The sequence below is a fragment of the Methylobacterium oryzisoli genome, assembly GCF_046557895.1.
GTDB classification, from domain to species: domain Bacteria; phylum Pseudomonadota; class Alphaproteobacteria; order Rhizobiales; family Beijerinckiaceae; genus Methylobacterium; species Methylobacterium oryzisoli.
Window position 1 is genome coordinate 85,149 of record NZ_JBKIBX010000017.1, and the last position, 25,405, is coordinate 110,553.

Below are 25,405 nucleotides of genomic sequence, written 5' to 3' on the forward strand. Positions count from 1 at the left end.
TGGAGGCCGGGATGGCGACGTTCAAGGCGGTGGTGATCGAGAAGGGCGAGGGCGGGCAGCGCGCGGCGCTCACGACCTTCGACGAGGCCGACCTGATGGAGGGCGATGTCACCGTGCGGGTGACGCACTCGACCCTGAACTACAAGGACGGGCTCGCGCTCACCGGCCAGGCGCCCGTGGTCCGCCGCTTCCCGATGATCCCCGGCATCGACTTCGCGGGCGTGGTGGAGCAGTCGAGCCACCCCGCCTGGAAGCCGGGCGACGCGGTGGTGCTCAACGGCTGGGGCACCGGCGAGACGCATCTCGGCGCCTATGCCGAAAAAGCCCGGGTGAAGGGCGACTGGCTGGTGCCGTTGCCGGCCGCGCTCACGCCCCAGCAGGCGATGGCGATCGGCACCGCCGGCTACACCGCCATGCTCTCGGTGCTGGCCCTGGAGCGCCACGGGCTGCGGCCGGATTCCGGACCCGCCGTGGTGACGGGGGCGGCGGGCGGCGTCGGCTCGGTGGCGATCGCGCTCCTCGCCAAGGCCGGCTGGCACTTGATCGCCTCGACGGGACGCGCCGCGGAGGCCGATTACCTGCGCGGCCTCGGCGCGGCGGAGATCATCGACCGTGCGGAGCTGTCGAAGCCGGGCAAGCCGCTCGCCAAGGAGCGCTGGGCGGCGGGCATCGACGCGGTGGGCTCCACCACGCTCGCCAACCTGCTGTCGATGACCCGCTACGGCGGCGCGGTCGCGGCCTGCGGGCTCGCCGGCGGCATGGACCTGCCGACTTCAGTGGCGCCCTTCATCCTGCGCGGCATCGCGCTCTACGGGATCGACAGCGTGATGGCGCCCCAGGCGCTGCGGCGCGAGGCGTGGACCCGGCTCGCGCGCGACCTCGACCACGCGGCGCTCGCCGCCATGACGACGACGATCGGCCTCGACGCGGTGATCGACCAGGGCCCGGAGATCCTGGCCGGCCGCACCCGCGGGCGCGTGGTCGTGGCGATCGGCTGAGCAGGCTGCCTGCGCAAAGGACGGATGGCCACGCTGGAACCTTGACGGTGATTCGCGCATTGCCTGCTTCATGAGCATCGCCTTCGTCCGTGAGCCGGAGGGCGGGGAAGCCTTCGAGGATCTCCCCGACCGTCCGATCTCTCCGCACCCGAACTTCGTCACTCCTCGGGGCCTTGCCCTGATCGAGGCGGAACTCGATCGGCTGCATGCCGAGCACGCCGCGCTGGCTCCCGACGACAAGGCGAACCTCTCCCGGGTCAACCGCGACCTGCGCTACTGGACCGCCCGGCGCAACTCCGCCCAGGTGGTCGAGCCGACGCCCGGCGACACGGTGCATTTCGGCTCGACCGTCACGGTCGAGCGCGACGGCGGCCAGCGCCAGACCTTCCACATCGTCGGCGAGGACGAGTCCGACCCCGCCAAGGGCAGCATCGCCTACGTGGCCCCGCTCGCGCGGGCGCTCACCGGCAAGCAGGCCGGCGACGTGGTGACCGTGGCCGACCACGAGGTCGAGATCATCGAGGTGCGCTGACCGGCCCGCGGCCCTCGATCAGGTCCCGCTCGCGGGCGATCTCAGCCGCAGCGAAGTCGAGGAAGGCCCGCACCCGGGCCGAGTGGCGCAGGTCCGCGTGGGTGAGGAGCCAGAGGCCGGCGGCGAGGTCGGGCTCGGGCGCGGAGAGCCGCATCAGGCCGGGCCGGCGGTCGCCGGTCAGACAGGTGAGGGGGGCGATGCCGATGCCCGCCTCGACCGCCTCCACCAAGCCCGCCACCGTGTCGAGCCGCACCGCGACGCGGGCCGGGTCCGCGCGGGCGGCGACGTAGCGGGCGACCTTCGCGGCCCCGGTCCCTTCCGCGAGCGACACCCAGCGCCGGGCGGACAGGGGCGTCCGCGTCCCGTCCGCCGCCCGCCCGTACAGCGCCCAGGCGATGGTGGCGAGGCGGCGCCCCACCAGCGTGTCGGGCGGATCGTCGGTGGCGCGCACCGCCACGTCGGCGTCGCGCTTCGAGAGGTTGAGCGGCTGGTTCGACAGGACGACGTCGACCTGGACCTCCGGGTAGCGCGCGCAGAACCGCGCCAGGATCGGCGCCAGCAACTCGTTGAACAGCGAATCCGCCGTGGTGATGCGCAGGCCGCCCGAGACGGCGAGCACCTGCCCGTCGAGCTTGCGCGAAAAAGCCGCGACATCGTCCTCCATCCGTCCGGCGACGCGGGCCATCTCCTCGCCCGCGGGCGTCGGCGCGTAGCCGGTGCGGTGGCGCTCGAACAGACTCGTGCCGAGCGTCGCCTCGATCTGGCCGAGGCGCCGGAAGGCCGTGGAGTGGTTGATGCCGAGCCGCTCGGCAGCGTGTCCGAGGCCGCGGTGGTCGGCGATGGCCTTGATCAGCCGGAAATCGTCCCAGGCGAGGGGAGGCGCCACGGCGGTTCGTGCATCCCTGCAAGTTCGGGCTTGCAGACTAGACCATTCCGCTCGGGCGCGCGATCCCCGATGGTACACCCATGGCGGCCCGCGCCATGTGCGGCGGAGGGGGCCATCACGGGGATGTCCGATGGCGAAGGTTCTGGTGCTCTACTACTCCACCTACGGCCACATCGAGCAGATGGCCTACGCGATGGCCGAGGGCGTGCGCGAGGCGGGGGCCGAGGCGGTGGTCAAGCGGGTGCCCGAACTGGTGCCCGAGGCGGTGGCGCGCAGCAGCCACTACAAGCTCGACCAAGCGGCGCCGATCGCCACCGTGGACGAGCTGCCCTCCTACGACGCGATCATCATCGGCACGCCGACCCGTTACGGCAACATGGCGGCGCAGATGAAGAACTTCATCGACCAGACCGGCGGGCTGTGGGCCAAGGGCGCCCTCGTCGGCAAGGTCGGCGCGGCCTTCACCTCCACCGCCTCGCAGCACGGCGGCCAGGAATCGACCATCCTGAGCGTCCACACCGTGCTCCTGCACCTGGGGCTGGTGGTGGTGGGATTGCCCTACAGCTTCCAGGGCCAGCTCGGGGTGGCGCAGGTGATGGGCAATTCGCCCTACGGCGCCTCGACCATCGCGGACGGGGACGGCAGCCGCCAGCCCTCGACCGTGGAACTCGACGGCGCCCGCTTCCAGGGCCGTCACGTGGCCGGCATCGCCGCCAAGCTGGCCGGCTGACCGGCGAAAGCACGCGGCGCGTGGGGTCATCGGGGTGGCGGCACACCGCTCCACCGGAGACCCGGGGCCCGCCGGTCGCGAGCCCCAGGCGGCCTGGATGGCCGGTTCGGCGTCCTCCGTAGACTCAGGCCCCCGGCACAGGCCGTCGTGGGGGAGGGTGTCTCGCGCACCCGTCTTCCCACGTCCTGTCACCGGGACCATCGCGCCCAGGCGACTGACGCGCGACGCATCGGCACTAGATCTGACGTTGCGCCAAGTCAAGCATGACCCTGCGGTAGAGTGGGACGTCAACTGGCCACGCGGAGCGGATAAGCTCCGAACCGATGGCGAAAACTCCGACAATCATGCCGCAACGGCGCGGCTAGACACTGGCGCCGAGAGGGCAGGCCCGCTTTGCACGGCGAATCCGCTCGATTCCGCAGCCCAGCCGCCTTTCCCCCCGCCATGCATCACGACCGCGCGAGCGGCAGGCGGACAAGAAAAAGGCCCGGATCGCTCCGGGCCTCTCGAAGGGGGAAGGCCGATGGGGGCTTAGAGTGGCCTTCAATGGCTCGATAACGCGGCGTCGCGCGCACCGGTTCCGGAGCCGGTACGAAAAAATCGAAGCCCGTCTCAACGCGGCGCGGCGGCGCGCTGCAACCGGTCGGCGATGGCCTCGCCCAGGCCCGTCAGCGGGATCGGCGCGACAGCGATCGTCTCCGCCCCCGAGGCGTCCAGCCGCCGCAGATGGGCGAACAGGTTGGCGGCGGCCTCCGCGAGGTCGCCCGCGGGGCTGAGGTTGAGCCGCGCTCGCGCCCGCTCGACGCCCGGCGGGTAGTCCGGCCCGAACAGCAGCGCCGCCTCGCCGGGGCGGATCTCCCCGGCATCGAGCCGGACGCCCGCGCGGGGCGCGTAGTGCGAGGCGAGCAGGCCCGGGGAGAGGGGGGCGGGGCCTTCCGCCGGCCGGTGCAGCGCCCGGCCGAGCACCGCCTCGATCGCCTCCCGCGGCACGCCGCCCGGCCGCAACAGGCGCGGCGTCCCGTCCAGGCAGGCGACGATGGTCGATTCGACCCCGACCGGGCAGGTTCCGCCGTCGAGCACCGCCGCGATGCGGCCGTCGAGGTCGCCCAGCACGTGCGCGGCCGCGGTCGGGCTCACCCGGCCCGAGCGATTGGCGGAGGGCGCGGCCACGGGCCGGCCCACGCGCGCCAGGAGGTCGCGGGCGAGCGGCGCCGCCGGCACCCGCAGCGCCACGCTGGGCAGGCCCGCCCGGGCGAGGTCGCACACGCGCCCCCCCGCCGCGCACGGCACCACGAGCGTCAGCGGCCCCGGCCAAAAAACTTCGGCGAGGCGCAGGGCGTCGGCGTCGAAACTCCCCTCGCGGCGGGCGGCGTCGCGGTCCGGCAGATGGGCGATGAGCGGGTTGAAGCGCGGGCGCTCCTTGGCGGCGTAGAGGGCGGCCACCGCCGCCGCGTCGGTGGCGTCGGCCCCGAGCCCGTAGACGGTCTCGGTCGGGAAGGCGACGAGGCGCCCGGCGCGCAGGAGCCCCGCCGCCGCCGCGAGTCCATCGGCATCGGGGCCGAGTTGTCGCGTCGCCGCGCCCGTTGACCCGAGATCGTTCACGTCTAAACTATCTTCCCACATGGATGCGGCCCTAGCGTCGCGGGCGCGCTCGCGTCAAATCGGGCCCGCCGCACCGTCGCATCCGGGAGGACAGCACGCCATGACCTATCGCGCGCCCGTGGCCGAGATGGCCTTCACGATCCGGCAGGTGGCCGGGCTCGACCGCGCCGTCGCCGAGGGGCTGCACGGCGACCTCACGGCCGATCTCGCCGAGACCATCCTGGAGGAGGCGGGGCGCTTCGCGACCGACGTGTTGGCGCCCCTCAACCGCGTGGGCGACCGGCACGGCACGCCGCTCCGCGACGGGGCGGTGACGATGCCGCCGGGCTTCCGCGAGGCCTACCGCGCCTGGAGCGAGGCCGGCTGGAACGCCCTGCCGGGGCCGGAGGCGTATGGCGGGCAGGGCCTGCCGTTCCTCCTCAACGCCGCCTGCATCGAGATGTGGAACGCCGCCTCGATGTCCTTCGGGCTCGGGCCGCTCCTCACCGCCGGGGGCGTCGAGGCGCTCTCGCGGCACGGCTCCGAGGACCTGCGCGCCCGCTACCTGGAGAAACTGGTCTCGGGCGAGTGGACCGCGACCATGAACCTGACCGAGCCGCAGGCGGGCTCGGATCTTTCGGCCCTGCGCACCCGGGCGGAGCCGGCGGGCGACGGCACTTACCGGATCCGCGGCGAGAAGATCTACATCACCTGGGGCGAGCACGACCTCACGGACAACATCATCCACCTCGTGCTGGCGCGCCTCGCGGACGCGCCTGCCGGCACCCGGGGCATCTCGCTCTTTCTCGTGCCCAAGGTGCTGCCGGATGGGCGGCGCAACGACCTGCGCTGCGCAGGGATCGAGCACAAGCTCGGCATCCACGGCTCGCCCACCTGCACGATGGTCTACGGCGAGGGGGAGGGGGCGGTCGGCTGGCTCGTTGGCGAGCCCAACCGCGGCCTCGCCTGCATGTTCACGATGATGAACAACGCCCGCCTCGGCGTGGGCCTGCAGGGCGTCGCCATCGCCGAGCGGGCCTATCAGCAGGCGCTCGCCTATGCGCGCGACCGGCGCCAGGGCAAGGCCGGCCCCGCCGCAGAGGGCATGAGCCCGATCATCGAGCACCCCGACGTGCAGCGCATGCTGCTGACCATGAAGGCCTACACGGCGGCCTCGCGCGGGATCTGCTACCTCACCGCCGAGGCCCTGGACCGGGCGCACCGCGCCACCGACGAGGCGGAGCGCCGGGCGGCGCAGGACCGCGCCTCGCTGCTCACCCCCGTCGCCAAGGCTTTTTCCACCGACATCGGCGTCGAGGTCGCCTCGCTCGGCATCCAGGTCCACGGCGGCATGGGCTTCGTGGAGGAGACGGGGGCCGCCCAGCACCTGCGCGACGCCCGGATCGCGCCGATCTACGAGGGCACCAACGGCATCCAGGCCGTCGACCTCGTCACCCGCAAGCTGCCGCTGCAGGGCGGCGCGGTGGTGCGCGCCCAGATCGCCGCGATGCGCGGCATCGCCGAGCGCGTGCTGCGCGAGGGCAGCCCCGCCTTCGGGCACACGGCGCCGCGCCTGCGCGAGGCGGTCGAACACCTCGACCGGGCGACGAGCTTCCTGCTGCGGGCGCTGGCCTCGAACCGGCCCGAGGAGGCGCTGGCCGGGGCGACGCCCTACCTGCGCCTGTTCGGCCTCGCGCAAGGGGGCGCCTGCCTGGCGCAGGCCGCGCTCGCCGCCCACGCCGCGGCCCGCGCCGGCAGCACCGACCCGGCCCACCCGGCTCGGATCGCGCTGGCGCGCTTCTTCGCCGAGAACCTCGCCACCGCCGCGCGCGGCCTGGAAGAAACCGTCACGGCGGGCGCCGGCTCCCTGCAGGACGCGTCCCTGGCGCTGGCGAGCTGAGCCCGGTGCGATCGGGCGCCTCACTCGAACCGGAACGCCCCCGCATCGAGGCTCGCCGCGGTGACGCCGACGAGCGTGACGCTCGTCGCGGCATCGATCGTGATGCGGGTGTCGGCCCCGACCTGCTGCATGGCGCCCTGGACGGCCGCGAAGGACCCGAACAGGCCGCCGTTGAAGGCGATCACGTCCGCGTTGCCGGCACTGCGACCGAAGCCGACGATCAGGTCGCGCCCGTCGCCGCGCCCGAGCGCGTAGGTGTCGTCGCCGGAGCCGCCGGTCAGCACGTCGTCGCCGGAATGCCCGAACAGGAGGTCGTTGCCCTCCTCGCCGTAGAGGGCGTCGTTGCCCGCCCCGCCCAGGACCGCGTCGTTCCCGCTGCCCGCGCCGATGAAGTCGTTGCCGCCTTCGCCGTGCAGGAGGTCGTCGCCGGTCTCGCCGAACATCACGTCGCCGCCCTCGCCGCCGGAGAGCGTGTCGGCGCCGTCGCCGCCGAGCAGGCGGTCGTCGCCGTCCTCGCCGGAGAGCAGGTCGGTGCCGCCCCCGCCCGACGCCGTGTCGGCCCCGAGCCCGCCGGAGAGCCTGTCGTTGTCGAGGCCGCCGTCCAGCAGATCGTCCCCGTCGTCGCCGAACAGGCGATCGTCCCCGCCCTCGCCGTAGAGCGCGTCGCCGTCCGCGCCGCCGTTCAGCGTGTCGTTGCCGCCGCCCGCGCCGATGAAGTCGCTGCCGGCCTCGCCCGACAGGACGTCGTTGCCGATCTCGCCGAACAGCACGTCGTTGCCGGTCCCGCCGTACAGCGCGTCGCCGTCCGCGCCGCCGTTCAGGCGATCATTGCCCTCATCCCCGAAGATCAGGTCGCTGCCGGCCTCGCCGTAGATCTCGTCGGCCTCGTCCCCGCCGGACGCGAAATCGTCGCCGGCTCCGGCCCCGATGAAATCGCTGCCGGCCTCGCCGAAGATCTGGTCGTTCCCGGCTTCTCCGAACAGGACGTCGCCGCCCGCGCCGCCGCGCAGGGTGTCGTCGCCGTTGCCGCCCAGCAGGCGGTCGCTGCCGCCCTCGCCGCGGAGGTCGTCCGGCCCGCCCCGGCCATCGAGGCGATCGTTGCCGTCGCCGCCGGCGAGGACGTCGTTCTGCTCCGTTCCGCGCAGATCGTCGTCCCCCGCACTCGCCTGCGTGCTGGCTCCGGCGCCGTAAAGAATCGTCACGCCGGCACGGTCGCCCTCGGACAGCGCGCCGCTCCCATTCGCCGACCCGATGACCGGGTACATGACGTCGCCGGGATCGTCCGTGTGGCTCAACCCGATCGCGTGGCCGATCTCGTGGGTGACGACCACCTGGAACACCCGCGCGTCGGCGTAGGTGACGTCATCCATCGAGATGGCGGCCTTGGTGATGACCGACCCGCCTCCCGGCGCCAAGGCCGTGAAGAACTGCGCGAAGGAGGAATTGTCCGCGTCGGCGGCCTGTTCGCCGATGCGGATGTCGCTCGTCGCCGAGTCCGGCACCTCGACGAAATCGATCGCGGCCACGCGCTCCCAGGTCGCGAAGGCCGCCCGCACCGCGTCGCGCAGGGCGGACGGGATCGGCCGCTCCAGCGCCGGATAGCCCGGGAACTGCCGGGCGAGGGCGGCCTCCAGATCGAGGTCGGCGAAACTCCACGTGACCGAGGCCGGCGCCCCGTACTGGGTGCCGTCCCATTTCGGACCGAACAGGGTGTACGCCATGAGGGTGCCTCGCAGGGTGCGGTGCGGACCGGGAGGGGCGGCCGTCCGCCGTTCGCATCAGGCCCGGCGCGATCGACCGCCGGATGCCACGCAGTATGGTTCAAATTCATTAAGACCCGGTGCCTGGTGCCGTCCGTTCAGCGAACCGGAACAAGCCGCCATGCCCTTTGATATTCCCGAATAGACCCGAACCAATACAGTGCACAGGAAGCGAATATAGCGTCGAAGATACTTCTGATACGGAGAAGTACGGTTTTTTCAAGGTCGTGCGCCGGATGCCGCCGGATCCGCCCGCCTCCCGGCGGGCACCACGCTGCTCCAAGTCTTTGATGTGCCGCACTTTCTGCGACGAACCGGTCTCCACTTCGTCGGAAATGGCTCCAAGGAGGACGTCCGTGACGGACCATATCGAGATCACCCGCGCCCCCGGCGGCGTCTGCCTCGTCCGGATGGCCCGGCCGGAGAAGAAGAACGCGCTCACCGGCGCCATGTACGACGCCATGCGCGAGGCGCTGGTCGCCGCCGATGCCGAGGGCTCCGGCATCGGCGCGGTGGTGTTCGCGGGCGTCGAGGGCGCCTTCTCGGCGGGCAACGACATCGCGGATTTCGTCGCCCGCGCGAGCCAGTCCTTCGGGGAGGCGCCCTCGCTGCGCTTCATCCGGCAGCTCGCCGTCACCCGCACCCCGATGGTGGCGGCGGTGGACGGGATCGCGGTCGGCATCGGCACGACGCTGACGCTGCACTGCGACCTCGTCTACGCGACGCCGCGGGCGCTCTTCCGGATGCCCTTCGTGGATCTCGGCCTCGTGCCGGAGGCGGGCTCCAGCTACCTGCTGCCGCGCCGCGTCGGCACCGCCAAGGCGACCGAGCTCCTGATGCTCGCCGAGCCCTTCGGCGGCGACGAGGCGGTGCGGCTCGGTCTCGCCAACGCGGTCGTGCCGGCCGACACCTTGGTCGAGCACGCGCTCGCGCAGGCCGCCAAGCTCGCGGGCAAGCCCCGGGCGGCGCTGGCGGCCACGCGGGCGCTGATCCGCGGCGATCACGCGGCCGTCGCGGCCGCGATGGACGCCGAGGCGCGGGCCTTCGACGCAGCCCTGCGCACCCCGGAGGCGCAGGCCGCCTTCCAGGCTTTCCTGGACAAGGGCAGGGCGCGCGCGTGAGGCCCGCCGGCGTCCCGGACCTCGCACACCGCGTCTGCCTCGTCGCCGGAGCGTCGCGGGGCGTCGGGCGCGGCATCGCGCAGGCGCTCGGGGAGGCGGGCGCCACCGTGATCGTCACCGGCCGCTCCAGCGAGAGCGGCCCGCGCACGGACGGGCGCCCGGAGGTGCTGGAGGATACCGCCCGCGAGGTCGACGTCGCGGGGGGCCGCGGCCACCACTACCTGTGCGACCACACCCGCGAGCAGGCGGTGGACGGCCTCGTGCACTGGGCGCTGCGGCGCTTCGGGCGCATCGACCTGATGGTGTCGAGCGTCTGGGGCGGCCACGAGGGCTTCGACGGCGTGCGCTACCCGGACGGGGCCGCCTGGGGGACGCCGTTCTGGCGCCGCGCCGCGAGCCCGCTCGGACACGCCCTGCAATCCGGCCCCTTCGCGGCGCTGCTGCTCGCCCGCGCGGTCGCGCCCGCGATGGTCTCGGCCAAGCGCGGCCTGATGGTGTTCGTCTCGGCGAGCACCGAGGCCTATGCGGGCGACCTGTTCTACGATCTGGCGATGGCCGCGACCAACCGCCTCGCGCTGGCGAGTGCGGCCGAGCTCGGGCCCCACGGGGTCACCGCGCTCGCCCTCGCGCCGGGCCTCGTGCGCACCGAGCGCGTCCGCGACGCGGGCCTGGGCGACACCGCCAGCGAGACCCCGCTCTACGCCGGCCGCGCGGTCGCGGCCCTGGCCGCCGACCCGGCCATCGCCGCGCAGGCCGGCCTCACCCTCCACGTCGCCGACCTCGCACGGCGCTACGGCTTCACCGACGAGGACGGCACGCAGCCGGGGCGAGCAGCGAATAGCGAATAGCGAATAGCGAATAGCGAATAGCGAATAGCGAATAGCGAATAGCGAATAGCGAATAGCGAATAGCGAATAGCGAATAGCGAATAGCGAATAGCGAATAGCGAATAGCGAATAGCGAATAGCGAATAGCGAATAGCGAATAGCGAATAGCGAATAGCGAATAGCGAATAGCGAATAGCGAATAGCGAATAGCGAATAGCGAATAGCGAATAGCGAATAGCGAATAGCGAATAGCGAATAGCGAATAGCGAATAGCGAATAGCGAATAGCGAATAGCGAATAGCGAATAGCGAATAGCGAATAGCGAATAGCGAATAGCGAATAGCGAATAGCGAATAGCGAATAGCGAATAGCGAATAGCGAATAGCGAATAGCGAATAGCGAATAGCGAATAGCGAATAGCGAATAGCGAATAGCGAATAGCGAATAGCGAATAGCGAATAGCGAATAGCGAATAGCGAATAGCGAATAGCGAATAGCGAATAGCGAATAGCGAATAGCGAATAGCGAATAGCGAATAGCGAATAGCGAATAGCGAATAGCGAATAGCGAATAGCGAATAGCGAATAGCGAATAGCGAATAGCGAATAGCGAATAGCGAATAGCGAATAGCGAATAGCGAATAGCGAATAGCGAATAGCGAATAGCGAATAGCGAATAGCGAATAGCGAATAGCGAATAGCGAATAGCGAATAGCGAATAGCGAATAGCGAATAGCGAATAGCGAATAGCGAATAGCGAATAGCGAATAGCGAATAGCGAATAGCGAATAGCGAATAGCGAATAGCGAATAGCGAATAGCGAATAGCGAATAGCGAATAGCGGAATGTGGTTCTGACCAGTCAAGCACGGAAACTCACCATCCCCATTCGCTATTCGCTATTCGCTATTCGCCTAACCGGAGGTTCCCATGTCGCTCCACGGCAAGACCCTGTTCATCACCGGCGCGTCGCGCGGCATCGGCCTCGCCATCGGGCTGCGGGCGGCGCGGGACGGCGCGAACGTGGCCATCGCCGCCAAGACGACGCAGCCGCATCCGAAGCTCGAAGGCACGATCCATTCGGCCGCCGAGGCGATCGAGAAGGCGGGCGGGCGGGCGCTGCCCCTCGTGGTCGACGTGCGCGAGGAGGCGCAGGTGCGGGAGGCGGTCGATGCCGCGGCCGCGCATTTCGGCGGCCTCGACATCGTGGTCAACAACGCCAGCGCGATCGCCCTCACGCCCACGCCCGCGACCGAGATGAAGCGGTTCGACCTGATGCATCAGATCAACACGCGCGGCACCTACATGGTCTCGAAGTACGCGATCCCGCATCTGGAGAAGGCGGAGAACCCGCACATCCTGATGCTGTCGCCGCCCCTCGACATGCAGGAAAAATGGTTCGCGCCCCACCTCGCCTACACGATGGCGAAATTCGGCATGTCGCTGTGCGTGCTGGGGCTGGCGGGCGAGCTGCGGCCGAAGGGCATCGCCGTGAACGCCCTGTGGCCGCGCACCACCATCGCGACGGCGGCGGTGCGCAACCTGCTCGGCGGCGAGGCCCTCGTCCAGGCGAGCCGCACGCCCGAGATCCTGGCGGATGCCGCCTGGCACGTGTTCGCCAAGCCGGCGCGGGACTTCACCGGGCGCTTCCTCATCGACGACACGTTCCTGGCCGAGGAGGGCGTCACGGAGTTTTCGCGCTACCGCGTCACACAGGGCACGCCGCTTGCGCCGGACTTCTTCGTGCCGGATACGAGCGTGCCCCCGCCCCACGCCCTCGACTGAGTTCGCCCTTGATCTTCGTCCACCAGCCGAACGCCTGCGCCAGCACGGGGCAGCCCCTCCTCGAACGCCGCCTCCTCGACCCGAACGAGCCGATCCCGCCGGATTCGCTGTGGATCGACCTCATCGAGCCCACGCGCCAGGAGGATCACCGCGTCGAGGCGTTCATGGGCATCTCCATCCCCACGCGGGAGGAGATGCAGGACATCGAGCCCTCCGAACTGCTCTACGTCGAGAACGGCGCCCGCTACATGACCGGGCGCCTGCTCTGCCGGGTCGAGACCGACGACGCGATGCTCACGGGCGTCACCTTCATCCTGCGCGACAACCGCCTCGCCACGGTGCGCTACGAGGACCCGCAGGCCTTTCGGATGTTCGTGCAGCGCGCCGCGCGGCCGGCCGGGGTGATGCTGGGCGGCGAGGCGATCCTGGCCTCCCTGATCGAGACCGTGATCGACCGGGCCGCCGACGTGCTCCAGCTCCAGGGCGAGCGCATCGACGCGCTCTCCCGGCGCATCTTCGACGAGCCCCACGACCCGGGCGCCCGCAATGCCGAGCTGCAGGAGACCCTGCGGGGCCTCGGGCGCCACAACGAGCTCCTGTCCAAGCAGCGCGAGAGCCTCGTCTCAATGGAGCGCATCCTGCTCTCGCTCTCGGCGAGCTACCGGGCCAGCAAGGCCCCGCGCGAGGTGCGCGAGGAGGTCCGCTCGACCCTGCGCGACCTCCAGTCCCTGGAGGAGCACGCCACCTTCCTGTCGGCCAAGATCCAGTTCCTGCTCGACGCCACCCTCGGGCTGGTGAATCTGGAGCAGAACAACATCATCAAGCTCTTCTCGGTCATGGCGGTGGTGTTCATGCCGCCGACCCTGATCGCCTCGATCTACGGCATGAACTTCGAGGCGATGCCCGAGCTGAAATGGGTGCTGGGCTACCCGATGGCGATCGTCATGATGGTGGTGGCGGCGATCCTGCCCTACGTGTTCTTCCGGTGGAAGCGCTGGCTGTAGCGCTTGGAGGGAGGCGGGTTTCCTGCCAGGGACAGGGCTCAGCGGGGGCCAAGCGGGGCAAGCGCGATGTGCGGCCGGATCGTCATCCTCTCGCCGCCCGACGTGTTTCGGGCGGCCTACGGCTACGCCGAGCAGCCGAACTTCCCGGCCCGCCACAACGTGGCGCCGACCCAGCCGGTGCCGGTGGTCACGGCCGAGCACGGGCGGCGGCGCTTCGCGCTGATGCGTTGGGGCTTCCTGCCGGCCTGGGTGAAGGACCCGGCGGACTTCCCCCTGATCATCAACGCCCGGATCGAGACGGCCGCCGAGAAGCCGAGCTTCCGCAACGCCCTGCGCTACCGGCGCTGCGTCTTCCTGGCGGACGGCTTCTACGAGTGGCGCCGCGGGGCAGGGCGCGGGCAGGCGCCGTTCCTGATCCGGCGCGCCGACGGCCGCCCGATGGCGCTGGCCGGCCTGTGGGAGACGTGGAGCAGCCCGGACGGGTCCGAGATCGACACCGCGGCCATCGTCACCTGCGCGGCGAACGGGATGCTGGCGGCCCTGCACGAGCGCATGCCGGCGATCCTCGATCCCGAGGCCGTCGCGCGCTGGCTCGATCTGCGCGAGGTGGAGGCCGGGGCGGCGGCGGCCCTCTGCCGGCCCTGCCCGGAGGCGTGGCTCACGCTGACCCCTGCCGACCCGCGGGTGAACGACCACCGCAACGACGATCCCGGCCTGCTCTCCGGCCCGGCCGCGCCGCCGCCGCCCGCGCCGGTCGCCCCCGAGGCGCAGGGCCGGCTGCTGTGAGGCCGCGCCGCGCAGCGCCCACCGGCCGCAAGGCCCTGCCGGGGCTGCTCGCCCGCATCCCGGGAGAGTTCGGGGAAGGCGCGCGTTAAGGATCCGCCGCTAGGCTCCGCTCTTCCGAATCGAAGGGTGCAGCCGGTGTCCCTGCGTCTCAACCTCGCCATCGCCTCGCTGTCGGCCTTCGGCGTCGTCAGCGTCTGCGCGGTGTCCGCCGTCCAGCTGGAGCGCAGCGCGGCCGCGCCGCCGCCGCTTCAGGTGGCCGCCGCACCGGCCCCGGTCGGGGCGGTCGCGAGCCGGCAGACCGAGGAGCCGGCCGCCACCGGCTCGATCAGCCCCGTCCCCGTGCCGACCAAGCCCAGGGCCCAAGGCCAGGCGCAGGCCAAGGCCAAGACGGAGCCGAAGCGCGATCCCGCCTTCGATTCCGAGCGTCTCGCCGCCCTGCTCAGCGCCGCGGCGGCCGGGACGGCCAAGCCGGTGGGGCGCTGAGTCCGGACATCCACGCGGCACCCATCGTGGCGGCGGACCACGGGGCGCGGGCGATCCGCACGAGAGGGGCACGATGCTGACGAGAGCGGCGCACGGGGCGGGGCCGGGCAGCGGCGGGGAGGATCCGGCCGGGGCGCTCCTCGGCGAGGCGGGCTTCCACGCCATCGCCGAGCAGCTGCCGGAGATGATGGCGCTCGTGCGCGACGACGACGGACGGCTGGTCTACGCCAACCGCCGCTTCCACGATTTCTTCGGGCCCGTCGCCTGGGGCGGCCGGGCGCTGCGGCAGCGGGTCCACCCCGACGACCTCGCCCGCCTGCGGGCGGGCTGGGGCGCGGCGCAGACCGGCGGCGAGCGGATCCAGGTCGAGGCGCGGCTGCGCCGCCGGGACGCCAGCCATTGCTGGCACCGGATCTCGTTCGGGCCGATCCGCCTCGCGGATGGCGCCGCGGCCTGCCTCGCGACGGCCCTCGACATCGACGACATCGTGGTCGAGCGCGACCGCTTCGCCCAGACGACCGATCTGCTGCAGCTCGCCCAGGAGGCGATCGGCGCGGCGATCTGGGACTGGGACCGGGCGAGCGGCGCGATGCGGCACTCCCCCGAGAGCGCGCGGCTGATCGGCCTCACCGGGCCGTGCGACCCGGACGGCGCCGTGCGGATTCCCCCGCAGGACATCCTCGCGCACATCCATCCGGAGGATGCCGCCGGGGTGCTCGCCGCCTACGAGCGCGCGGTCGCGACCCGGACCACCTTCACCTGCGAGTACCGTGCGGCGCATGCCGGATCGGAGGGCGAGGGGCCGCGCTGGCTGCAATGCTTCGGGCGGCTGGTCTTCGGGCCGGCGCAGGACCAGCCGGTTCGGGTCGTCGGGCTGCACATCGACGTGAGCCAGCGCAAGGCGGCCGAGGAGCGGATCGCACGGCTCGCCCGCCACGACCCGCTCACCGACCTGCCCAACCGGACGATGTTCCGCGAGCGGCTGGACCAGACGCTGGCCGAGGTGCGCCGGACGGAATCCTGCATCGCGGTGCTGTGTCTCGATCTCGACCGCTTCAAGGCCGTCAACGACACCCTCGGGCATCCGGTGGGCGACGCGCTGCTGCAGGCGGTGGCCGCGCGCCTGCGCACTGTGCTGCGCCGCGAGGACACCGTGGCGCGGCTGGGCGGCGACGAGTTCGCGGTGATCCAGACCGGTGCCGACCCGCGCGGCGCCCGGGTGCTGTGCGAGCGGCTGATCGAGGCGCTGTCGGCGCCGGTCGCGATCGGCGAGCACCGGATCACGGTCGGGTTGAGCATCGGCCTCGCGCTGGCGCCCGCCGACGGAACCGACGCCGACACCCTGTTCAAGCGCGCCGACCTCGCCCTGTACCGCGCCAAGGCCGAGGGCCGCGGCACCTTCCGGTTCTACGAGGCGGCGATGGACGAGGCCGCCGAGGCGCGCCGCCGCCTGGAACTCGATCTCGGTGCGGCGCTCGCGCGCGACGAGATCGAGGTGCACTACCAGCCGGTGGCGGCCACGTGCGGCGGCCGCATCCTCGGCTTCGAGGCCCTGATGCGCTGGCGCCACCCGACGCGCGGCCTCGTGTCGCCCGGGTGCTTCATCCCGCTCGCCGAGGAGACCGGCCTGATCGTGCCGCTCGGCGAGGCGCTGCTGCGGCAGGCCTGCCGGACCGCGAAGGCGTGGCCCGACCCCGACCTCAAGGTCTCGGTCAACGTCTCGGCGGTGCAGTTCCAGGGGGAGGGGCTGCTCGCCAGCGTGGCGGCGGCCCTCGCCGCCTCGGGCCTGCCCGCCCGCCGCCTCGAACTGGAGATCACCGAGACGCTGCTGCTGCAGGATTGCGCCGCGGTGCTGCGCCTCCTCCAGGGCCTGCGCACCCTCGGGGTGCGGATCGTGCTCGACGATTTCGGGATCGGCTATTCCAGCCTCAGCTACCTGCGGCAATTCCCGTTCGATAAGATCAAGATCGACCGCTCCTTCGTGGAGGACGCCCAGAGCCCCGTCACCGCGGCGATCATCCGGTCGGTGGTCGGGCTCGGCGGGGAACTCGGCATGGCGATCTGTGCCGAGGGCGTCGAGACGGAGGAGCAGCGGGCCGCGATGGCGCAGGCCGGGTGCGGCGAGATCCAGGGCTACCTGATCAGCCCGCCGCTGCCAGGGGCGCAGGCGGCCGCCCTGGCGGCCAAGGGCTGGCTGACGCGGGCCGCGTGAGCCTCAGAGCCCGGCCGAGCGCCAGAACAGGGCCGTGATGGCGGCCAGGATCGCGAACCAGGCGCCGACGAGCAGCGGCACCGAGCGGCGGCGCGACGAGCGCCGGTTATCGTTGCCGGGGCGCGGCAGCCGTCCGCGCGCCACCCCGTAGCCGTAGGTCGTCGCGACCGCGTCGCGGCGCGGGGGAGCGGGCTTGCGGAGACTCGTCATGGCGGCAAGGTAGCACGCGGCGCGTTGAACGGGAGATGTCCCGTCGCATCATCTTTCGGCGATTTCGCGGCGCCCCGGCCGGCTCAGCAGAGCCAGCGCTGCGCGATCCAGGCGCGCAGCCCGCCCACCGGGTGGCTGGTCTCGCGGGCGTGCCGGTCGATCCAGTGCGGGCTGAGGATGTCGCCGTCCTCGGTGACGATCCAGGGCAGGGCGTCGGGATCTCCGGCGTAGCAGGCGGCCGCCGCGAGCGCCTCGCGCAGGGTGGGGTAGAGCCGCGCCTCGGCCGGTGGCGCGGTGCGTTCCCCGTGCCAGATCATCAGTTCGGCCGGGCGGTCCATCTGCGACATCGGCATCGCTCCGTTCTCGGCATCGCCCGCCCCGGCGGCCGGCGAACCGACGGATCACCGGCCAAGGCGGCGGGAACGACGCGGAAACACGATCCTGGGCGGTCCTGCCCGAGCAGGTCCGCCTCAGGGACGCCCGACGATGCCGCGGCCGAGCTTGGGGCAGCATTGCCGCGACATTGCCATCCGGTAATGTGCGCCCGCCCCGCGGCGGCTCATTCGCCGCCCGTCGCCTCCCGGTGCGGGCGCAGTTCGGGGGCGCCCTGGCCGGGCGCGGCCTGGGCGGCCGGATCGGTGCGGCTCTCGGCCCGGCTCGTGTCGACGAAGAGGCGCGCCTCGCCCTCGCTGATGCCGAGGCTGCGCAGGGCGTAGAGGGTCATGCCGAAGGCGAGTTCCCGCTCGGCCATCAGCACGAGGCCGACGCCCTCGTCCTCGAGATGGCGCCGCTCGGCGTCGCTGTGGGTGCGCACGAGCGTGTCGATGCCGGGATTGGCCTCGCGGGCGATGGCCACGAGGCGACGCGCCTGATGCGCGTCCGGGCTCGCCACCACGAGGAGGCGCGCGCGAGCGATGTCCGCCGCCGCCAGGATGCCCGGGGCGACCGCGTCCCCGAACACCGCCGCGGCGCCGGCCGCGCGCAGATCCTCGACCCGGCGCCGGTCGCGCTCGACCACCACGACGGGCAGCTCCCAGGCTTCGAGCGCCCGCGCGATGCTGCTGCCGACCCGGCCGTGGCCGACCAGCACTGCGTGGCCCTCGCGGCCCGCATGCACCGGGGCGACCGCCGGCAGGGCGGCGGCCCCGCGCCGCTCGACGCGGGCGGCGAGGTCCGGCCGCCCGGCCAGGAAGGCGGCGAGGCGCTCGATCCCGGCGAAGAACAGCGGGTTGAGGGTGATCGACAGGAGCGCGCCCGCCAGGATCAGGTCGCGCCCCTCGGGCGGCAGCAGCTTGAGCGTGATGCCGAGCCCGGCGAGGATGAACGAGAACTCGCCGATCTGCGCGAGGCTCGCCGCGATGGTGAGCGCGGTGCCGAGGGGATAGCGGAAGGCCAGCACGATCGCGACCGCCGCGATGGACTTGCCGACCACGATGATGCCGAGCACCGCCAGCACCGCCAGGGGCTGGCGCAGCAGGATGCCGGGGTCGAACAGCATGCCGACCGAGACGAAGAACAGGACCGCGAAGGCGTCCTGCAGCGGCAGCGAGTCGGCGGCGGCCTGGTGGCTGAGGTCGGATTCCGCCAGGACCATGCCGGCGAAGAATGCCCCAAGCGCGAAGGAGACCCCGAACAGGGCCGCGGACCCGACGGCGATGCCGAGCGCCAGCGCCAGCACCGCCAGGGTGAACAGCTCCCGCGAGCCGGTGCGGGCGGCCTGATCGAGCAGCCAGGGCACGAACCGGCGCCCGCCGACGAGCATCAGGCCGGTGAAGGCCGCGACCTTGGCCAGGGTGAGCCCGAGCGTGACCCACAGATCGCCGCCCTCGTGCCCATGCGCATGCCCATGCCCACCTTGCCCGGCCTCGCCGCCGAGTGCCCCGGCCAGCGCCGGCAGCAGGACGAGGGTCAGCACCATCGCGAGATCCTCGACGATGAGCCAGCCCACCGCGATGCGGCCCTTGTCGGTGTCGAGCAGGCCCCGCTCCTCCAGCGCGCGCAGCAGCACCACCGTCGAGGCCACCGAGAGGGCGAGGCCGAAGACGAGGCCCGCCCCCAACCCCCAGCCCCAGGCGAGGCCGACCCCGAGCCCCATCAGGGTCGCGACCCCGATCTGCACCACCGCGCCCGGCAGCGCGATCGCGCGCACGGCCATCAGGTCGCCGATCGAGAAGTGGAGCCCGACCCCGAACATCAGCAGGATCACGCCGATCTCGGCGAGCTGGCCGGCGAGATCGGCGTTGCCGACGAAGCCCGGCGTGTAGGGGCCGATGGCGATGCCCGCCACGAGATAGCCGACCAGGGGCGGCAGGCGCAGCCGCTGAGCGATCAGGCCACCGATGAAGGCGAAGACCAGCCCGGCGGCGATGATGGCGATCAGCTCGGTGGCGTGCGGCACGGGCACGGTCTCTCCTGCAGGATTCGGACGGGGGGCTCCCGGCCGGCATGCAGGATTACGGGCACGAAGCCAAGGGGCGGTCGCGAGGGCGGCGGCGGGGCCGGCGGCCGGCCGCGGCAGGCCGGTTCAGTGGCGCGGGATCGGCGGCTCGGCGCGCGGCACGCCGTGGTCCTCGAGCCCCGCTCCGGCGGGACGCGGCGCGCGTGAGGCGAGGCGGCGGCGCCCGGGGCGGGCCGCCACGACGATCGCGATCGCGCCCACGGCGCCGGAGGTCATCACCAGGATCTCGATCGGGATCATGCGGCTCGTGCCCTGCGGCCGGCGACCGGGCGGGTCGGGGATCTCGGGAACCGCGGGACGATTGCCCCCCGGCGAGGCCGCTCTAGCTCGTCTGGAGGCGGCGGAGCCATGTGACATCCGGCCATGTGACATCCGGCCCCGAGGCGGTCCATGGGGCCGCACGGTCTCCTCGCGGGTTGCGGCCCCGGCAGGCTGGTCTTAATGCGGCTGCGGCTCCGCCACGGAGGATATCCTGCATGATGAATCCCCTGACCTGCGGTCTGGCCGCCCTCGGTCTGCTGCTGCCGGTCGCGGCCCTCGCCGCGCCGAAAGATCCGAGCGGCGCATGGCTGACCGAAGACGGCCGGGCGCGGATCCGTATCGAGAAGTGCCTGACACGCAGCGATCGGATCTGCGGCTACGTCGTCTGGCTGAAGACGCCCCTCGACGACAAGGGCCAGCCTCGGGTCGACTTCAAGAACACCGACGCCAAGAAGCGCACCCGCCCGTCGCTCGGGCACCAGCTGATCATGGGCCTCAAGCCGAACGCCGAGAACCGGTACGAGGGCCAGATCTACAATTCCGAGGACGGCAAGCTCTACGACGTGTCGATCTGGGTCGAGGATCCGGGCGAGCTGAACGTGCGCGGCTGTCTGCTCGGCTTCCTGTGCGGCTCGCAATCCTGGACGCGGGTGACGAACGTCGCCGCCGGCCAGCTCACCGGCCCGACGAACGGACCGGGCGGTCCGCGCCCGGACGCCGAGTGGACGCCCAAGCCGCCTCCGCCCAAGCCGGCCGCCGCCGCGCCCGGAGCCGCCGGCCCCGCGCCGGCCGGCAAGGCGAACGAGAGCAAGACCACCGAGGCGCCCAAGCCCTGAGGCAAGGGCGGGGGCGCCGGGACGGCGCCCAGAACCCAAGGCGAGGGCGGGGGCGCCGGGACGGCGCCCAGAACCCAAGGCGAGGGCGGGGGCGCCGGGACGGCGCCCCCGCGCGCCCGCTTGTCCACAGCCCGTCCCGACGAGGTAGAGCCACCTGCGGATTCCCGCTCCGGTTGTGGCGACCGTCGCCGTCCGGCAGCCCGGAAATCCGCCCGTGGGCGGTTTCGCTCCCCGCGCGAGCGGTCCTAACGCGGCGCGCCCCGGGCCGCCCGCCGAACCCGCAAACCCCTGATAATTCGAACATTTTGCATCATGATCCGGATGCCGGCGGGCAGATCCGGACCGCTGGCGCCTGCACTCACCGCCACGTTTGACCAAAAAGCATCCAAGAAAAGAGCAAATCCGTTCCTCTCGCCAAAGAACCGAACGAAACAACTCTAGTTTGGAACGTACTTACGGCGGGCCGTTCGGTCCGTCGCCCTTACAAAGAGCAGGTAACAGCGTATCTCGAAATATTCGTTGACTACCTGATTTTTTTCCCGCATCTGCAAATCAGTTTTCCGGCAGGATGCCCCCATGACGCCCGACGTGCCTGAGACCCAAACAGACCTGATCAATCTGTCGGCCGATATCGTCTCGGCATACGTATCGAACAATTCGGTGCCCATGGGTGAGCTGGCCGGATTGATCGTGTCGGTGCATTCCTCGCTGTCGCGCGTCGTGTCGCCGCCGCCGCCCGAGCCGGAGAAGCCGGTGCCGCCGGTGCCGGTCAAGAGGACCGTGACCCCCGACCACATCATCAGCCTCGAAGACGGTAAGCCCTACAAGTCCCTCAAGCGCCACCTCACCACCCGCGGCCTCACGCCTGACCAGTACCGCCAGAAGTGGGGACTGCCCCCCGACTACCCGATGGTGGCGGCGAACTACGCCGCCCAGCGCTCCGAACTCGCCAAGTCGCTCGGCCTCGGCCAGCTCCGGCGCGAGCGCGCCGCCGCCAAGCTGGCGGATGCGGCGGGTGGCGAGCCGAAGAAGCGCGGACGCCCGCCCAAGACGGTGGCGTGAGGGACCTCTCGGCGCGACGAGAGCAAGATCCGAATGCGCTGCATTCGGATCTTGCTCTAAGTCTTTGATGCTGACGCGCTTTCTATGACGATCCGGCGACCGCTTCGTCGGACGATGCGCTGACCGGCAGCCGGCCGGCAGCGCCCATCCGCTCAAGATCGCAAATCTGGTCGTCGCTCTGACGTGCGGCGCCGCGGCTCCGCCGCGCGGAGACCGGCTCCTCGCCGGATCGGTGACGCGTTCGTCGCGAAGCCGGGACGATCGGCCTGAAGCCCTCGGCAAGGCTCGTCGGCCTGCCGCGGCGTCGGACGGCCTGCGAGGGCCGCGGACGCCGGTGGCCGGCGTCGCTACTTCCGGCGGGCCTTGCGGGCGGCGTAGCGGGCGTCGCGGGCGGCCTTGCGCTCGGCCTCCGTGGCCGCTTCCCGCTCCGCGGCGTCGGCCGCTTCCTGCTCGGCGCGGGCGCGGGCTTCGGCGGCCTCGGCCTCCTGGCGCGTCTTCTCCTCCTGCCGCGCCGCCTCGCGGGCCGCCTCGCGGGCGGCGCGCTCCTCGGCGATCCGCTGGCGCTCCGCCCGACGGGCGACCACCTCCGGGTCGTCGTCGGACGGCCGCGCCTTGAACTTCTCCAGCAGCGCCCGCTTGGCCTCGGCGGAGGCGCCCCGCCGCTTGTCGAATTGCTGGTCCTTGAAGCCGGCCATCGTGTTCGTCTCGTGGATCCTCGAATCGGGCACGGGCGCCCGGAAAAGGTGGAGGCTCGTCCTGTAGCGCCCGCGGCGGCAGGATTCAAAGCCAATCCCGCGTTGCACAGGATCAATCGCGCGGAAGCCCATCCGGGTTTCCATCTCGGCTCGGCCCCGCGAGATTCGCCGGGTCGCGGGCAGAACTTGTCAAGGTTTCGCGGGCAAGGTCTCGCGGGAGCGGTTCGGCCGCCAGAGGGACATCGATGCGCGCGCTCGTCCTCGACGATGCCGAGTTGAACAACCTCGTGATGGTGGAGGCCCTGCGCCCGATCCGCGACTGCGCCGCGGAGGCGTTCACCCGGCCGGCCGACGCGCTCGCCCGCATCCGGGCGCAGACCGACGAGATCGGCGTCGTGCTCACCGATTACGAGATGCCGGAGATGGACGGCATCGCCTTCATCCGCGCCGCGCGCGCCGTGCCGGGCTTCGCGCATGTGCCGATCGTGATGGTGACGAGCTACGACGCGCGGGCGCTGCGCCGCGAGGCCCTGGAGGCGGGCGCGACGGATTTCCTCAACAAGCCCTGCGACCCGGTCGAGATCCGGGCGCGCGTCACGAACCTGCTGGCGCTGAGCCGGGCCTACCGCGAGCAGCAGGAGCGGGCGGCATGGCTCGCCCGCGAGGTCGCGGCGGCGGTGGCGCTGGTGGAGGCGCGCGAGCGCGAGATCATCACCCTGCTGATGCGCGCCGCCGAGCACCGCGACACCGACACCGGCAACCACATCGCCCGGGTGGCGGCCTATGTCGGCCTGATCGCCGAGGCCCTCGGCATGCCCCCGGAACGCTGCCGGCTGCTCAGCCTCGCCTCGACCATGCACGATGTCGGCAAGATCGCGATTCCCGACGCGATCCTGCTCAAGCCCGGCCCGCTCGACGCGGAGGAGCGGCGCGTGATGGAGCGCCATGCCGAGCGCGGCGCGCGCATCCTCGAGAGCAGTTCCTCCGAGGTGGTGCGGGCCGCCGCCGAGATCGCCGTCAGCCACCACGAGCGCTGGGACGGCACCGGCTACCCGCGCGGGCTCGCCGAAGAGGCGATCCCGCTCCCCGGCCGCATGGTCGCGGTGGCGGACGTGTTCGACGCACTCACCACCGAGCGCCCCTACAAGCGCGCCTGGAGCCTGGAGGCGGCGCGCGCGCACCTGATCCAGGAATCCGGCACCCATTTCGACGCCGCCGTCGTGCAGGCCTTCCTGAGCCGCTGGGATTCCGTCGCGGCGCTGGCCGGACAGGCCGCGGTCCAGGCGGCGTGAGCCGCGGCTCAGGCGGCGTGAGGCAGCGTCGGACGCCATAAAACCTCGCCGGCAGGAGCTTGCCCCGATGACAGCGCGACACCGCCAGGACGCCACGTCCTCGCGCACCTCGCTCGCCACGCGCCTCGGGCGCGCGGTCGTCGGCGCCGTGCTGGTCGCCCTCGCGGTCGCGGCCGTTCTCGGGACGTGGCGCGAGGCGTCGCGCTACGCCGCCGACAAGCGCGAGTGGCTGCACGGGCTCGCGACGGTCTTCGCCAGCGCCAGCGCTCGCGCCGCCGTGGCGGAGGATGCCGCGGGGGCGCATGCGGCCCTGCGGGCGATCGCGCTCAGGCCCGGCATCGTCTACGCGGCGCTGACGCGGCCGGACGGGTCGGCGCTCGCCGAGCAGGGATTGGGGCTGCGCCTCGCCCGGGACCTCGACCTCGACCGGGCGGAGGGCGTCTCGGTCCTCGACCTCGTCTCGACCCGCACCGTGCGCCTCAGCGTCCCGGTGGTGGAGAACACCCGCGAGGTCGGGCGCGTCACGCTCATCGCCGAGACCGCCGACCTGATCGAGCGCCTCTACGACGTGCTGGCCACCACCGCCATGACGGCGGGGCTCGCGGTGGTCGTGGGGCTCCTCGTCGCGTGGCGCCTGCAGGCGGCGCTCACCCGGCCGCTGACGGCGCTCACGCACGCCATGGTGACCGTCCAGGCCAACCACGATTACCGCCACCGCGTGCCGGTGGAGACCCGTGACGAGGTCGGGGCACTCGCCTCGACCTTCAACGGCCTCCTCGACGCGGTCGACGAGCGCGACCGGCGGCTCGCCGCCCACCGGGCGCGGCTGGAGCAGGAGGTGCAGGACCGCACCGCGGACCTGAGCGAGGCCAAGGAGGCGGCGGAATCCGCCAACGCCGCCAAGTCGACCTTCCTGGCCACCATGAGCCACGAGATCCGCACGCCGATGAACGGCATGCTGGTGATGGCCGAACTCCTGGCCGCGGGCGACTTGCCGACCCGCCAGCGCCGCTACGCGGAGGTGATCGCCCGCTCCGGACAGAACCTGCTGGCGATCATCAACGACATCCTCGATTTCGCGAAGGTCGAGGCCGGCAAGCTGGAGCTGGAGCGCATCCCGGTCGATCCGGCGGAGATCGCCGACACGGTGGCGACGCTGTTCGGCGAGCGGGCGCGGGCCAAGGGCCTCGACCTCGCGGCGCTCGTCGCCCCGGACGTGCCGCGCGCCATCGCGGGCGATCCCGTGCGCCTGGGGCAGGTGCTCGGCAACTTCGTCAACAACGCCCTCAAGTTCACCGAAGCCGGCCACGTGCTGATCCGCATCGAGACGGCCGAGGCCGGCCGCTCCTTGCGCCTCTCCGTCACCGATACGGGGATCGGCATCCCGGAGGCGACGCTGGCGGGCCTGTTCACGGCCTTCTCGCAGGCCGACCACTCCACCACGCGCCGCTACGGCGGCACCGGGCTCGGCCTGTCGATCGCCCAGCGCCTCGTCGCCGCGATGGGCGGCCGGGTCGGCGTGACGAGCCGCGAGGGGGAAGGCTCGACCTTCTTCGCCGAGATCCCCGTGGAGGTGCTGGAGCCGGCCGCTCCGCTCCGGCGCGATCCGGCCGTGGTGGCCGCGATGGTGCTCGGGGTGAGCGGCGCGGCCACCCGCGCGGCCCTGGCGGCCGGCCTGTCGGCGGCGGGCTTCACGGCGCGCGAGGACGGCGCGCCCCGCGACGAGGCGGGTCCTGCGCACTGGATCCTGGCGGCGGGCGATCTCGCGGCGCGCGGGCGCCCGCCGGGTGCCGCGCGGGTGCTCGCGCTCTGCCCGATGGGCGACGCGCACGGGCCGGAGGTGCTGGCCTCGGGCGCCGCCGACGAGGTGCTGCGCTGGCCGCTGGCGCAGGGCGAGTGGCGCGCGGCCCTCGCCATCCTGGCGCGCGGCGGCTCCTTCGCGGGTGCCGCCGAGCGGCGCGAGGCCGCGGCGCCCGCGCCGGCCGGCT

At 72.1% G+C, this 25,405-nt stretch carries 23 protein-coding genes; 15 read left to right on the plus strand and 8 right to left on the minus strand.

Annotated elements, in window-relative coordinates:
• The first annotated feature begins 11 nt into the window (after positions 1-11).
• Positions 12-998, plus strand: coding sequence for an acrylyl-CoA reductase (NADPH) (acuI, locus tag ACKUB9_RS17855; protein WP_407524832.1), 987 nt, complete (start codon positions 12-14; stop codon positions 996-998).
• Between the two features lie 70 nt (positions 999-1,068).
• Positions 1,069-1,530, plus strand: coding sequence for a transcription elongation factor GreA (greA, locus tag ACKUB9_RS17860; protein ID WP_407524835.1), 462 nt, complete (start codon positions 1,069-1,071; stop codon positions 1,528-1,530).
• Here greA and ACKUB9_RS17865 read toward each other — a convergent pair.
• A complete protein-coding gene (locus tag ACKUB9_RS17865) occupies positions 1,514-2,416 on the minus strand; it encodes a LysR family transcriptional regulator (RefSeq protein ID WP_407524838.1) in 903 nt (300 codons plus the stop codon). The two genes, greA and ACKUB9_RS17865, sit on opposite strands and share 17 nt — an antisense overlap.
• Positions 2,417-2,546: 130 nt before the next feature.
• Here ACKUB9_RS17865 and wrbA point away from each other — a divergent pair, with 130 nt between their 5' ends.
• Entirely contained in the window at positions 2,547-3,146 is a 600-nt protein-coding gene (wrbA, locus tag ACKUB9_RS17870; protein WP_407524840.1) for an NAD(P)H:quinone oxidoreductase, read from the plus strand.
• Positions 3,147-3,758: 612 nt separating this feature from the next.
• Here the strand turns inward: wrbA and ACKUB9_RS17875 are convergent.
• Entirely contained in the window at positions 3,759-4,769 is a 1,011-nt protein-coding gene (locus ACKUB9_RS17875) for an L-threonylcarbamoyladenylate synthase (RefSeq protein ID WP_407524843.1), read from the minus strand.
• A 79-nt stretch (positions 4,770-4,848) separates the two neighbouring features.
• Here ACKUB9_RS17875 and ACKUB9_RS17880 point away from each other — a divergent pair, with 79 nt between their 5' ends.
• Positions 4,849-6,627 carry an acyl-CoA dehydrogenase family protein gene (locus tag ACKUB9_RS17880; protein ID WP_407524846.1) on the plus strand — a complete coding sequence of 593 codons (1,779 nt, stop codon included), beginning with the start codon at positions 4,849-4,851 and terminating at the stop codon, positions 6,625-6,627.
• 20 nt (positions 6,628-6,647) lie between these two features.
• Here ACKUB9_RS17880 and ACKUB9_RS17885 read toward each other — a convergent pair whose 3' ends face one another.
• Positions 6,648-8,348 carry a M57 family metalloprotease gene (locus ACKUB9_RS17885; RefSeq protein ID WP_407524849.1) on the minus strand — a complete coding sequence of 567 codons (1,701 nt, stop codon included), beginning with the start codon at positions 8,346-8,348 and terminating at the stop codon, positions 6,648-6,650.
• Between the two features lie 395 nt (positions 8,349-8,743).
• Here ACKUB9_RS17885 and ACKUB9_RS17890 point away from each other — a divergent pair, with 395 nt between their 5' ends.
• The 7 genes from ACKUB9_RS17890 to ACKUB9_RS17920 all read left to right on the plus strand — a co-directional run bounded on the left by ACKUB9_RS17890 (position 8,744) and on the right by ACKUB9_RS17920 (position 16,603).
• A complete protein-coding gene (locus tag ACKUB9_RS17890) occupies positions 8,744-9,508 on the plus strand; it encodes an enoyl-CoA hydratase-related protein (RefSeq protein WP_407524851.1) in 765 nt (254 codons plus the stop codon).
• Positions 9,505-10,356, plus strand: coding sequence for an SDR family NAD(P)-dependent oxidoreductase (locus tag ACKUB9_RS17895; RefSeq protein WP_407524854.1), 852 nt, complete (start codon positions 9,505-9,507; stop codon positions 10,354-10,356). The genes ACKUB9_RS17890 and ACKUB9_RS17895 overlap by 4 nt, the downstream gene beginning before the upstream one ends.
• A 907-nt stretch (positions 10,357-11,263) precedes the next feature.
• Positions 11,264-12,118, plus strand: coding sequence for an SDR family oxidoreductase (locus tag ACKUB9_RS17900; protein WP_407524857.1), 855 nt, complete (start codon positions 11,264-11,266; stop codon positions 12,116-12,118).
• 8 nt (positions 12,119-12,126) lie between these two features.
• Positions 12,127-13,122 (plus strand): magnesium/cobalt transporter CorA, encoded by a 996-nt coding sequence (gene corA, locus ACKUB9_RS17905; protein WP_407524860.1) that lies wholly within the window; start codon positions 12,127-12,129, stop codon positions 13,120-13,122.
• Positions 13,123-13,188: 66 nt separating this feature from the next.
• Positions 13,189-13,908 (plus strand): SOS response-associated peptidase, encoded by a 720-nt coding sequence (locus tag ACKUB9_RS17910; RefSeq protein ID WP_407524863.1) that lies wholly within the window; start codon positions 13,189-13,191, stop codon positions 13,906-13,908.
• A 135-nt stretch (positions 13,909-14,043) separates the two neighbouring features.
• Complete coding sequence (locus ACKUB9_RS17915; RefSeq protein ID WP_407524866.1) at positions 14,044-14,391, plus strand: hypothetical protein; 348 nt, start codon at positions 14,044-14,046, stop codon at positions 14,389-14,391.
• A 73-nt stretch (positions 14,392-14,464) separates the two neighbouring features.
• Positions 14,465-16,603 carry a putative bifunctional diguanylate cyclase/phosphodiesterase gene (locus ACKUB9_RS17920; RefSeq protein ID WP_407524869.1) on the plus strand — a complete coding sequence of 713 codons (2,139 nt, stop codon included), beginning with the start codon at positions 14,465-14,467 and terminating at the stop codon, positions 16,601-16,603.
• Between the two features lie 3 nt (positions 16,604-16,606).
• On the opposite strand, the gene ACKUB9_RS17925 is transcribed toward ACKUB9_RS17920, so the two are convergent.
• The 4 genes from ACKUB9_RS17925 to ACKUB9_RS17940 form a co-directional block, all read right to left on the minus strand.
• On the minus strand, positions 16,607-16,813 hold the full coding sequence (locus ACKUB9_RS17925; protein WP_407524872.1) for a hypothetical protein: 207 nt from the start codon (positions 16,811-16,813) through the stop codon (positions 16,607-16,609).
• 83 nt (positions 16,814-16,896) lie between these two features.
• On the minus strand, positions 16,897-17,160 hold the full coding sequence (locus ACKUB9_RS17930; RefSeq protein WP_407524874.1) for a hypothetical protein: 264 nt from the start codon (positions 17,158-17,160) through the stop codon (positions 16,897-16,899).
• A 212-nt stretch (positions 17,161-17,372) separates the two neighbouring features.
• The gene (locus tag ACKUB9_RS17935) at positions 17,373-19,211 is read right to left on the minus strand and encodes a cation:proton antiporter domain-containing protein (protein WP_407524940.1); all 1,839 of its coding nucleotides are present in this window, start codon (positions 19,209-19,211) and stop codon (positions 17,373-17,375) included.
• Positions 19,212-19,337: 126 nt separating this feature from the next.
• Positions 19,338-19,511 carry a hypothetical protein gene (locus tag ACKUB9_RS17940; RefSeq protein ID WP_407524877.1) on the minus strand — a complete coding sequence of 58 codons (174 nt, stop codon included), beginning with the start codon at positions 19,509-19,511 and terminating at the stop codon, positions 19,338-19,340.
• A 236-nt stretch (positions 19,512-19,747) separates the two neighbouring features.
• Between ACKUB9_RS17940 and ACKUB9_RS17945 the strand changes: the two genes are divergently transcribed.
• Both ACKUB9_RS17945 and ACKUB9_RS17950 read left to right on the plus strand, forming a co-directional pair.
• Positions 19,748-20,368, plus strand: a complete 621-nt coding sequence (locus ACKUB9_RS17945; protein ID WP_407524880.1) for a DUF2147 domain-containing protein — start codon at positions 19,748-19,750, stop codon at positions 20,366-20,368.
• Between the two features lie 576 nt (positions 20,369-20,944).
• Positions 20,945-21,430: a Ros/MucR family transcriptional regulator gene (locus ACKUB9_RS17950; protein WP_407524883.1), complete on the plus strand. Its 486-nt coding sequence runs from the start codon at positions 20,945-20,947 to the stop codon at positions 21,428-21,430.
• Between the two features lie 347 nt (positions 21,431-21,777).
• On the opposite strand, the gene ACKUB9_RS17955 is transcribed toward ACKUB9_RS17950, so the two are convergent.
• On the minus strand, positions 21,778-22,125 hold the full coding sequence (locus ACKUB9_RS17955) for a DUF6481 family protein (protein WP_407524886.1): 348 nt from the start codon (positions 22,123-22,125) through the stop codon (positions 21,778-21,780).
• 245 nt (positions 22,126-22,370) lie between these two features.
• Between ACKUB9_RS17955 and ACKUB9_RS17960 the strand changes: the two genes are divergently transcribed.
• The gene (locus ACKUB9_RS17960) at positions 22,371-23,417 is read left to right on the plus strand and encodes an HD-GYP domain-containing protein (protein ID WP_407524889.1); all 1,047 of its coding nucleotides are present in this window, start codon (positions 22,371-22,373) and stop codon (positions 23,415-23,417) included.
• A gap of 67 nt (positions 23,418-23,484) precedes the next feature.
• Positions 23,485-25,405 (plus strand): ATP-binding protein (locus tag ACKUB9_RS17965; protein WP_410825855.1); only part of this gene is annotated, 1,921 nt, incomplete at its 3' end.